Genomic DNA, 10958 nt, shown 5'->3' on the forward strand with positions numbered 1-10958 from the left:
GTGTAGCGGGATGACAGAAGTGTCGCCAGGAGGACGGGCTATTCCGCCGCGGCACTATCCGCGAAGTCGCCCAGGAACCCTCCCGATTGGCGGTGCCACAGCCGGGCATAGAGTCCGCCGCGTGCGAGGAGTTCGGCATGGCTGCCCTCCTCGACGACACGTCCCGCATCCAGCACGACCAGGCGGTCCAGCGCCGCGATCGTGGAGAGCCGGTGCGCGATGGCGAGCACGGTCTTTCCCGCCATGAGGCTCGTCAGCGCATCCTGGATCGCGGCCTCGACCTCCGAATCCAGCGCTGATGTGGCCTCATCGAGGATCAGGATCGGGGCGTTCTTCAGGATCACGCGCGCGATCGCGATGCGCTGCCGCTGGCCGCCGGACAGCTTGACGCCCCGCTCGCCAACCTGCGCGTCATAGCCGCGCCGCCCCTTGTGGTCCTCGAGGTCGCGGATGAACACGTCCGCGTGAGCGAGTCGCGCGGCGTGCTCGATCTCGGCCTCGCTCGCACCCGGGCGACCATAGGCGATGTTCTCGCGGATGGAGCGGTGCAGGAGCGAGGTGTCCTGGGTCACCACGCCGATCTGTCGCCGCAGCGAATCCTGCGTCACGGCCGCAATGTCCTGCCCGTCGATCAGGATGCGTCCGCCGTCGACATCGTGGAGGCGCAGGAGGAGCGACGTGATGGTCGTCTTGCCGGCGCCGCTCGGACCCACGAGGCCCACCTTCTCGCCGGGGCGGATCGACAGGTTCAGGTTCGAGAGGATGCCCGTCTCGCGGCCATAGTTGAACGACACGTCCTCGAACCGGATCGCGCCCGAGCGCACCACGAGTTCGCGCGCGCCGGGCCGATCGACGAGGCCGTGCGGGCGGGCGATGGTCGACATCGATTCCTGAACGACGCCGATATTCTCGAAGATGCCGCGGACCGTCTGCATCACCCAGCCGGACATCGCGAGGAGCCGCATCACGAGGGCGAGACCTGCCGCCGCGTCGCCGCTCGTCATGCGGCCCTCGGACCAGAGGAGCAGCGACAGGCCGGCCGTCGAAGCCAGGAGGGCGCTGTTCATGACGGAGAGGAGACCTGTGACGCCGGTAATGAGCCGCATTAGGTCGAGGAAGGCCGCCATCCAGCGCGCGAGCGCCTCGCGGACCGAGGAGCGCTCATCCTCGCCGCGGGCGAAGAGCTTCACCGTGAGGATGTTCGTGTAGCTGTCGACGACGCGGCCGACCATCACGGAGCGTGCATCCGCATTGGCCAGCGAGCGCTGCTGCGCGCGCGGCACGAAATAGCGCAGCAGGGCGATATAGGCCGCGATCCAGACGAGCATCGGTAGCGCGAGCCACAGGCTGATCGAGCTGAAGAGGCCCACCGCCGCGAGCGCGAAGACCGCCACATAGACGAGCGTGTCGAGGACCGTGACCGCGATCTCGCGGATGGCCGGCCCGGTCTGGGTGATGCGGTTCGCGAGCCGGCCTGCGAAGTCGCCTTGGAAATAGGCCAGCGAGTGGCCGAGCGTGTAGAGGTGCGTCCGCCACCGGATCATCGTCGTCGATTGCGGCACCACGATCTGGTTGGACACGTATTCGTGCGCCGTATGGACGATCGGGCGGATCACCAGGATCAGGATGGCCACGGCCAGGAGGGCGCTGCCGTGCTCCGGCAGGATCCGGTCCGGCGAGGAGGTCGCCAGGATGTTCACGAACCAGCCGATCAGGAGGTAGAGGCCGGATTCGAGAACGCCCACGACGAGGGAGAAGGCGAGCAGAACGGCCAGCCAGAACCGGATCGGCTTCAGGTAGTGCCAGGTGAAGCGGCCGACACTCGTCGGCGGCATCTCGCTCTCGATGAAGGGAGCGAAAGGCTCGATCAGTGTCTCGGGGCGGCGGAGCATCGGGTTCATATCGGGATCGCGCAGAGCCACACAAACGTCCCCGCGCGATCCCCGTTGCCGCGGCCCTCGCGCTCAGGTCCGCAGCGGACGGAGCGCCGTCCCGCGATCAGACGATCGGTTTCCCGCCCGTGACGGCCACCATCGTGCCCGAAACATAGCTCGCCTCGTCGGACGCGAGCATCACGTAGACGGGTGCGAGTTCGACCGGCTGGCCCGGCCGTTTCATCGGAACCTGCTGGCCGAAGTTCTTCACCTTCTCGGCCGGCATGGTGGACGGGATCAGGGGCGTCCAGATCGGGCCCGGCGCCACGGAATTGGCCCGGATGCCCTTCTCGGCCAGCATCTGCGACAGGCTGGCCGTGAAATTCTCGATGGCGCCTTTCGTGGCCGCGTAGTGCAGGAGTTGGGGGCTCGGATTGTCGGCATTCACCGAGGCCGTGTTGATGATGGATGCACCGGCCTTCATGTGCGGCAGGGCCGCCTTGGTGATGATGAACATCGCGATGATGTTCGTCTTGAAGGTATGCTCGATCTCCTCGTCCGTGAGCTCCTCGAGCGTCTGGACGGTGCTCTGGTAGGCGGCGTTGTTCACCAGGATGTCGATCCCGCCAAAAGCCTCGACGGTCTTCGCGACGATGTCCCGGCATTGCTGGGGCTTGGAGATGTCGCCCGGCAGGAGCAGGACCTTGCGGCCGGCCTCCTCGACATGATGGGCCGTGTCCTTCGCGTCGTCGTGCTCGTCGAGATAGGAGATCGCGACGTCGGCCCCCTCCCGCGCGAACGCGATCGCCACCGCGCGGCCGATGCCTGAATCGCCGCCCGTGATCAGCGCCCGCTTTCCGGCGAGCCGGCCGTGTCCCTTGTAGCTCGTCTCACCATGATCGGGCACCGGCTTCATGGCGTTGGTGCGCCCGGGCATGGGCTGGTTCTGGTCGGGGAAGGGCGGCTTCGGATAGTCGGTGGGCATTGCAGGCTCCGGGGGAGTGTTGCCTGTTCAATGTCCCAGCCGCCGCGAGGTTCGCTCCCGTCCGGTTGCGCGGGACGGGGTCCCGCGAGGGTAATCTACCGAACCGGCGCTGCTCAGGCTGCGATCTCGGCAAAGCTCCGCGCGTCGAGATTCGCGCCGCAGAGAAGGATGCCGACACGCTCCCCGCGAGATGGGCGATACGCACCGGACAGGAGCGCCGCCAGGGCGGCCGCCCCGCCCGGCTCGGCGGCGATCCGGAAATCGCCCCAGAGACGGCGCTGCGCATCCCTGATCGCCTCGTCCGTAACCAGCGCAACGTGATCGACGGCGCCGCGGCAGGTCTCGTAGACGAGCGCGCCGACGTTCCGGGCCCCGAGCGAATCGGCCGCGACGGAGTGGACCTCGACATCCACCGGGCCGCCCGCCTCCAGGGCGGCGTGCAGAGCACGCGAGCCCTCCGGCTCGACACCGACCACCTTCGTCGAGGTGCCGTTCCACCAAGTTGCGATTCCGCCGACGAGGCCGCCTCCGCCGACCGCCACCAGCACGGTATCGAGACTTGGCGCCTGGTCGTCCCATTCAAGGCCGACCGTGCCCTGGCCCGCCATCGTGGCCGTTGCGCTGAAGGGATGGATGAGCAGGGCACCGCTTTCTGCGGCGTGCCGGTCGCAAGCGGCCTGGGCGTCAGCGTAGCGCTCGCCACCGACCACGATCTCCGCCCCGCAGGCCCGGATCAGAGCGATCTTCGCCGGGCTCGCGATCTCGGGAACGAAGATCCGGGCCGGAATGCCGAGCTCGCGCGCTGCGAAAGCGACCGCCGCGCCGTGGTTGCCGCCGGATGCGGCCGCCACCCCGGCCTCGGGAATCGGCTGCGACAGGAGCGAGTTGAAGGCGCCTCGGCTCTTGAACGAGCCGGCATGCTGCAGGAACTCGAGCTTCAGGCTCACCGGGCCGTCATGGCCCAGCGCGCCGGCCGCAAGCTCAAGGACCGGGGTGCGGCGAATACGCGGAGCAATCCGCCCGTAGGCGGCCTGGATGTCGGATCGGGAAAGGCTCATGAGCCGGGTTTAGGGCCGGGCGGGTTACCCGGCCAGTCCCGCGGTTCAGACCCGGCCCGGCTCCCAGCGCAGGGCCACGGCATGCCGGCCCGCCTGCCGTGGGCGCAGCCTCCTCATCGAGGCGCGCTCGCCGAGTTCGCCCGACGCATCCTCCCAATCCGCGTGGCCCGTCCAGCATTCGAGCGACAGGAACGGCGCGGTGGGCCGAGACCATACGGCGAGGTGCGGGAAATCCTCGGTCTCCATCACGATGGCGGCGCCGTCCGCCGCTTCGAACCGCATGGCGCGGCTCTTCGCGTCGAGGAAGACGAGCGCCTCGGCAAAGAGGTCGGGCGAGAGCGGCAGCTCGCGGCCTTTGATCGGGACGGGGCGCGAGCGCCGGGCCAGCAGGCCGCCGGCCGCGACCTCCGGCACGACGTCGCTCTCCGCGGCGTCGAACACCACCCGGTATCCGTCCTTCACGACGCCATGCCCGGGGAGGGGCCAGGGGAAGGCCGGGTGGAAGCCGATCGCATAGGGCAGGTCGCGCCGGTCGGTGTTGGTCACCTCGAACGAGAGCCGCAAGGCATCCGGTTCGAGCCGGTACAGGATGTCGAGCTCGAATGCGTAGGGATAGTGCTCGCGCGTCGCCTGGTTGTCGGAGAGACGGAAGCGGGCGCTCGCCTCGTCGCGTTCGATCAGCCTGAAGTCCGAGCGCCGGGCGAAGCCATGCTGCGGCATGGGGAAGAACTCGCCATCGACCTGCACCATGCCCCCAGAGGAAGCTCCGACACGGGGAAACAGGATGGGCGCGTGGAAATTCCAGTGCTCGGGGTCGCCGCTCCACAGGAGCTCGCGGCCGCCGACCTGCCAGGAGATGGGTTCGGCGCCGCGGAGCGCGATCTGCGCGCTACTGCCCCCGGCCGATAGGTGCACGTTGTCGGCCGCCGGGCGGATGCGGTTCCAATCAGGCATGGGAGGGAGTTGCCGGGCTTCGCGGCCCTGCGTCAAGCGGCCGGTGCCGGTTCACCGCAGCGCCTGCAGCACCCGGCCGCCCGGGCGTCCGGTCGGCTTCATGCCGAGCTGGCGTTCGATCTCCTTGATGGCATCGCGGGTCTTCTGCCCCACGCGGCCGTCCGGCTCGCCCACGTCATAGCCGCGTGCGGTCAGCTTCTGCTGCAGCAGGCGGCGCTCCGCCCGGGACAGCGGCGGGTCGTCGGTCGGCCAGGCCGTCTGGATCCCGGGCCGCCCCTTCAGCCGGTCCGACAGCATGGAGATGGCGAGCGCGTAGGAATCCGCGCCATTGTAGGAATAGGCGCAGTCATAATTCTTGAAGACCAGGAAGGCAGGGCCGTCACGCCCGGCGGGCATCAGCAGGCCGGCATTGCCGGCGCCGTTGAGCGAGCCCCCGTTGACCTTCTTGATGCCGCGCGCCGCCCAGAACGAGAGGGGGTGCTTCTTGGTCCGGCCGGAGGGGCCGGAATAGCCGTCCGGGACCCGCACTTCGTAGCCCCAGGTGTTCCCGGTCTGCCAGCCGGCCTTGGCCATGAAGTTCGCCGTCGAGTGGAGCGCGTCCGAGACCGAGTTCACGAGGTCGCGGCGACCGTCGCCATCGCCGTCCACGGCCAGGCGAAGATAGGTCGACGGAATGAATTGCGTATGCCCGAAGGCGCCGGCCCAGGAGCCCTTCAGGTCCGCGGGGTTCAGGTCTCCGCGTTCGATGATGCGGAGCGTCGAGACGAGCTCGTCCCGGAAGAAGCTCTGGCGACGTGGCGCAAAGCAGGCGCCTGTCGCGAGAGCCTGGACCAGCGGCATGCTCCCGCCCGCCTTGCCGTAATCGCTCTCCACGCCCCAGACGGCCACGATCGTGTGGCGGTCGACGCCGAACCGCGCCTCGGCGGCCGCGAGCACGGAGGCGTAGCGGCGCAGCATCTGCTGGCCTTCGGCGACCTTCTCCTCGTCGTTGAGCGTCGCGAGATAGTCCCAGATCGGCGTCTTGAACTCCGGCTGGTTGTTCATCCGCTCGATGACCGTCATGTCCGGCTCGAGCCCCCGCGTGGCGCGGTCGAAGGTGGAGGCCGAGACCCCCTTGGAGAGGGCGGCCGACCGCAGCCCAGACAGGCACGACGAGAAATCGGCCTGTGCCAAGGCAGGTGTGCCTGCAAGTGCTGCAGCTAGGGCGCAGGCAATTCGGATCGTGCGGCGCAAACTGTCCTCCCGGGTGTGCCGCTATTCGGGCCGCGGACGGTTAACGAAGAGTTGCGGCGACCCTGCGGCCAGTCGTCGGCCCGATCGTGAAATGTCGCGGTGGCCGGCCCGCACGCCGGCCCGGCACGGTGCGAGCCCGCAGCGGATCGGGCCGCCGCCAAGCTTGGCGGATCGAGACGGCCCTGGCGGCGTTGAACAGGTTTGCCGCCGCCGGTCAGCGGCGCATCGTGCCTGCCCGCGAGGACAGAACAATGGCTCGTGCCCCCGTGAAGCCGAAGGATCCGAAGACTTTCCACGTCTCGTACTGGCTGATTGCCGCTCTCGGCCTGCTGATCTTCCAATACGTCTACGCGTCGTATTCCCAGGTCGCGAACCTGCCCTACAGCCAGTTCGAGCAGTACCTGAAGGAAGGCAAGGTCGCCGAACTCGGGGTCTCGGACCGCTTCATCCAGGGCAAGTTCAAGGAGCCGATCGACGGCAAGAGCGTCTTCATCACGACGCGCGTCGATCCTCAGTTCGCGGACGAGCTGCAGAAATACAACGTCCGATACACCGGGCAGGTCGAGAGCACCTTCTTCCGCGACCTGTTGTCCTGGGTGCTGCCGGTCCTCCTGTTCTTCGGCATCTGGGCCTATCTCGGGCGGCGGCTGGCGAAGGGGCTCGGCGGCGCGGGCGGCCTGATGGCCGTCGGGAAATCGAAGGCCCGCGTCTATGTGGAGGCCGATACCGGCGTGACCTTCGCGGACGTGGCCGGCGTCGACGAGGCGAAGGACGAACTGCGCGAGGTCGTCGACTTCCTCAAGGACCCGGAGCGCTACGGCCGGCTCGGCGGCCGCATGCCCAAGGGCGTGCTGCTGGTCGGCCCGCCCGGCACCGGCAAGACCCTGCTCGCCAAGGCGGTGGCCGGCGAGGCGAAGGTCCCCTTCTTCTCCATCTCGGGCTCGGAATTCGTCGAGATGTTCGTTGGCGTCGGGGCGGCCCGCGTGCGCGACCTCTTCGAGCAGGCGCGGCAGAAGGCGCCGGCCATCATCTTCATCGACGAACTCGATGCGCTCGGCCGGGCCCGCGGCGTGGGACCCTATGCGGGCGGCACCAGCGAGAGCGAGCAGACCTTGAACCAGCTGCTGGTCGAACTCGACGGGTTCGACAGCCGGTCGGGTCTGGTTCTCCTCGGCGCCACCAACCGGCCGGAAATCCTGGATCCGGCCCTGCTCCGCGCCGGTCGTTTCGACCGGCAGGTGCTCGTCGACAGGCCGGACAAGAAGGGCCGCATCGAGATCCTGCGCGTCCACATGCGGAACGCGAAGCTCGGGCCCGACGTCGACGAGGAGAAGGTGGCCGCGCTGACGCCGGGCTTCACCGGGGCCGACCTCGCCAACCTCGTGAACGAGGCGGCGCTGCTCGCCACGCGGCGCGGCGGCGACGCCGTCACGATGAGCGACTTCAACAACGCGGTCGAGCGGATCGTGGCGGGGCTGGAGAAGCGCAACCGGCTGCTCAATCCGCGCGAGCGCGAGATCGTGGCCTATCACGAGATGGGGCACGCGCTGGTCGCCCTGTCGCTTCCCGGCAGCGACCCGGTGCACAAGGTCTCGATCATCCCGCGCGGGATCGGCGCGCTCGGCTACACGATCCAGCGTCCGACCGAGGACCGCTTCCTGATGACCAAGGAGGAGCTGGAGAACAAGATGGCCGTGCTGCTCGGCGGCCGGGCGGCCGAGCTGGTCGTGTTCGGCCATTACTCGACCGGCGCCGCCGACGATCTCAGGCGGGTGACGGACATCGCCCGCTCCATGGTGACCCGCTACGGGATGTCGCCGAAGCTCGGCAGCGTCGCCTATGAGCGGGATACGCGCTCCTTCCTGCAGGGCGCCGACCTTCCCTCCATGCCCCGGGAGCGCGATTTCGGCGAAGAGACCGGAAACGAGATCGACACGGAGGTGAAGGGAATCGTGCAGGAAGCGCTCGATCGCACGGTCGCGATCCTGCGCGAGAAGCGCGACGCGCTGGAGCGCTCGGCCCGGAAGCTGCTGGAGAAGGAGACGCTCGACGAGCACGAGCTCGCCGAACTCGTCGGGGTGCCCGTCCACCGGGTCACGCAGGCGGCGGAGTAGGTCCTCGGCCGGTCACACCTGGCGGTTGGCGGTGCCCTGAGGGGGCTGGATCCCGGCTTTCGCCGGGATGAGCGGGTGGCGGGCACGCGCCGTCCTTCCCCGGCCCGGGGTCTGGTCCATCGGCGCTGTCAAAGAGCGGTCTCGTTCCTCATCGAGGGGAGCGGGACGCCGGTTCTCCGGCCTTCAGGGATGGTGATTTGCGGATTTGCCAGGTCCCTCCCGGCGTCCCACGACGGTCTTTTCGGCCCCATAGGCACGCGCCCGGTCAGCCGCCCGGACGCCCCGGCTACCGAACCGAGACCCCGGGACCCGTCCTCCCCTCCGCCAAACGTGACCGGTGCGCACGCGGCTCCCTCGCCGGAGGGGAGTGCGGAGGTTATAGGAATAAATGCTAGGATTGTCAAGCGGAGCGCGGCGGCGCCGCCGCGCACCCTCTCCCATTCGGGAGAGGGATGGGGTGAGGGCATGACGTTCCAGGATTGATCGAACACCGAGTCGCTGCCCTCCGACCAGGAGAGCAATCCGGCTGCCGAGCAACCCTCACCCGGTCGGCTGCCGCCGACTCGACCTCTCCCACACGGGAGAGGGGGCGCGCACGACCGTCGCGCTCGGGCGATTGGTCCGCGGAAAGGCGCGCTCGAAGGGAGGGATCAGGCCCAGGCCCGCTCCGCGAGCTTCTGCTCGTAGCTCTGGATGGCCGGCGCCTTCTCGAGCGTTAGGCCGATATCGTCGAGGCCGTTCAGCAGGCAGTGCTTGCGGAAGGGGTCGATCTCGAAATGCAGCGTGCCGCCGTCGGGGCCACGGATGGTCTGGCTTTCGAGGTCGACGGTCAGCGTCGCGTTCGCGCCGCGCTCGGCGTCGTCGAAGAGCTTCTCCAGGTCCTCGGGCGAGACCACGATCGGCAGGACGCCGTTCTTGAAGCAGTTGTTGTAGAAGATGTCGGCGAAGCTCGTGGAGATGACGCAGCGGATGCCGAAATCGAGCAGCGCCCAGGGAGCGTGCTCGCGCGAGGAGCCGCAGCCGAAATTGTCGCCCGCCACCAGGATCTGGGAATTCCGGTAGGCCGGCTTGTTCAGCACGAAATCCGGATTTTCCGAGCCGTCGTCGAGGTACCGCTGATCGGCGAAGAGACCGACGCCGAGGCCCGTGCGCTTGATCGTCTTGAGGTAGTTCTTCGGGATGATCCGGTCGGTGTCGACGTTGGTGCTCCGCATCGGCGCCGCGACGCCCGTCAGGGTCTTGAACGGCTGCATCGTCTCACTCCCATTTCGATCCGGACGCGGCCCAAAAGGCTCGACAGCCCGCGTCATAAACCTGTGTTAAGGAAGCGGTTACCATCTTGGCGCACCTTGGCGGCAAGCGGGGCATTTCCGCTTCCACGCAAGCGCCGGGACGAGACCGCGGATGTACCGGCTCTCCCGCGCACTTGCGGTGCGATCGTCAGTCCCCGCTGCCGGGGTTCGGCGAGAACAGGTCCGCCTTCCCGGGCTTCCCGTCCCACTCCTTCGCGTCGCCCGGCTGTTCCTTCTTGCGCGTCAGGTTCGGCCAGCTCTTGGCGTAGTCGGCATTGAGCTTCAGCCAGTTCTCGAGGCCCGGCTCAGTGTCCGGCTTGATGGCCTCGGCCGGGCATTCCGGCTCGCAGACGCCGCAATCGATGCACTCGTCCGGGTGAATGACGAGCATGTTCTCGCCTTCATAGAAGCAGTCGACCGGACAGACCTCGACGCAGTCCATGTACTTGCACTTGATGCAGTTCTCGGTGACGACGTAGGTCATCTGTTCGGTCCTGGCCTCGCCGGCTCGGGAAGGTGTCTGAGCAATCCGGCCGGGCCGGAAAGCCTCCCGGATCAACGCATTGGGCGATCCGGAACGGTGGCGTTTTCGTGACTGCGCTTAGCCGGTGCCCGGATTGGTGACAAGCGCAGCGTCGTCGCGTCCGACATCCTCGTAAAGAAGACGTGCCTCCGGAGCCGGCCCGCGCCGCTCGCCCGGGGCGACGACCCGGACGACCGCGGTGACGTGCCGGGCCGCGATGGTCAGGACGTCGCCCGTCCCGACCAGCTTTGCGGGCGCCTCAGCCCGGACGCCGTTCACGCGGACGGCCCCGTCCGCCACCAGCTTCGCGGCGAGCGTGCGGGTCTTGGCGAAGCGCGCGAACCAGAGCCACTTGTCCAGCCGCTGCCTCCCCTCCCGCATGCGTGCCTCAGCTCTTGTTGCGGTCGCCGGATTCGAGCTGCGCCTTCAGGGCAGCGAGCGCCGCGAAGGGTGAATTCGGGTCCGGCTGGCGCTCGCGGCGCTCGGGACGGCGATCGTCGCGGCGGCCTCCCTCGGGACGGGGCCGGTCGTCACGACGCGGGCCGCGCTCCTCGCCGGACCGCCCGCCGCCGCCCTGCGGGCGTCCGCCCTCGGCGCGGAAGCGGTCGCGTCCGCCTTCCTGCCCACGGCCCTGGCCGCCGGGTTGGCCGGCGCGGCGCTGCTCGCCCGGACGATTCTGCCCCTGCCCGCCGCCGGGACGGCGATTGCCCTCCGGCCGGCCGCCACGTCCCTCGGGACGGTTGCGGGCGTGCCGCCCACGCGGATGCTGCTCGCGATTGTGCCGGTTGAGGCGCCAGACCTCGACGGTCTCCGGTTCCGCCGCGGCGGCGAGCGCGCCGGCATCGGCGTCGCCGGCCGAAACCGGGACCGTCGGGTCGACTTCCTGGGCGGCGGCGGCAGCGTCCGGCGTCGCCTCGAGGCTCGT

Annotated in this window: 9 protein-coding genes and 1 pseudogene; 1 reads left to right on the forward strand and 9 read right to left on the reverse strand. The window is 68.8% G+C overall.

The window, feature by feature from the left end; translation table 11 throughout:
• Positions 1–38: 38 nt before the first annotated feature.
• The 5 genes from ACO2SS_RS24185 to ACO2SS_RS24205 form a co-directional block, all read right to left on the reverse strand.
• Positions 39–1901, reverse strand: coding sequence for an ABC transporter ATP-binding protein (locus tag ACO2SS_RS24185; protein ID WP_423280411.1), 1863 nt, complete (start codon positions 1899–1901; stop codon positions 39–41).
• Positions 1902–1998: 97 nt separating this feature from the next.
• Positions 1999–2859, reverse strand: a complete 861-nt coding sequence (locus ACO2SS_RS24190; RefSeq protein ID WP_423280412.1) for an SDR family oxidoreductase — start codon at positions 2857–2859, stop codon at positions 1999–2001.
• A gap of 113 nt (positions 2860–2972) precedes the next feature.
• Positions 2973–3917 (reverse strand): threonine/serine dehydratase, encoded by a 945-nt coding sequence (locus ACO2SS_RS24195; RefSeq protein WP_423280413.1) that lies wholly within the window; start codon positions 3915–3917, stop codon positions 2973–2975.
• Between the two features lie 45 nt (positions 3918–3962).
• Positions 3963–4871, reverse strand: coding sequence for an aldose 1-epimerase family protein (locus ACO2SS_RS24200; protein ID WP_423280414.1), 909 nt, complete (start codon positions 4869–4871; stop codon positions 3963–3965).
• 51 nt (positions 4872–4922) lie between these two features.
• Positions 4923–6104 (reverse strand): lytic murein transglycosylase, encoded by a 1182-nt coding sequence (locus ACO2SS_RS24205; protein ID WP_423280415.1) that lies wholly within the window; start codon positions 6102–6104, stop codon positions 4923–4925.
• 251 nt (positions 6105–6355) lie between these two features.
• On the opposite strand from ACO2SS_RS24205, the gene ftsH reads away from it, so the two are divergent.
• Positions 6356–8218, forward strand: coding sequence for an ATP-dependent zinc metalloprotease FtsH (gene ftsH / locus ACO2SS_RS24210; protein ID WP_423280416.1), 1863 nt, complete (start codon positions 6356–6358; stop codon positions 8216–8218).
• Positions 8219–8868: 650 nt separating this feature from the next.
• Here ftsH and leuD read toward each other — a convergent pair.
• The 4 genes and pseudogenes from leuD to ACO2SS_RS24230 form a co-directional block, all read right to left on the reverse strand.
• Entirely contained in the window at positions 8869–9471 is a 603-nt protein-coding gene (gene leuD / locus ACO2SS_RS24215; RefSeq protein ID WP_423280417.1) for a 3-isopropylmalate dehydratase small subunit, read from the reverse strand.
• A gap of 187 nt (positions 9472–9658) precedes the next feature.
• Positions 9659–9994 carry a ferredoxin FdxA gene (fdxA, locus tag ACO2SS_RS24220; protein ID WP_423280418.1) on the reverse strand — a complete coding sequence of 112 codons (336 nt, stop codon included), beginning with the start codon at positions 9992–9994 and terminating at the stop codon, positions 9659–9661.
• 117 nt (positions 9995–10111) lie between these two features.
• The gene (locus ACO2SS_RS24225) at positions 10112–10414 is read right to left on the reverse strand and encodes an RNA-binding S4 domain-containing protein (RefSeq protein ID WP_423280420.1); all 303 of its coding nucleotides are present in this window, start codon (positions 10412–10414) and stop codon (positions 10112–10114) included.
• Positions 10415–10421: 7 nt separating this feature from the next.
• Positions 10422–10958, reverse strand: a pseudogene (locus ACO2SS_RS24230) (helicase); the annotation flags it as partial.

Origin of the sequence: Enterovirga sp. CN4-39, assembly GCF_049446235.1 — a bacterium.
Classification (GTDB): Bacteria; Pseudomonadota; Alphaproteobacteria; order Rhizobiales; family Beijerinckiaceae; genus Enterovirga.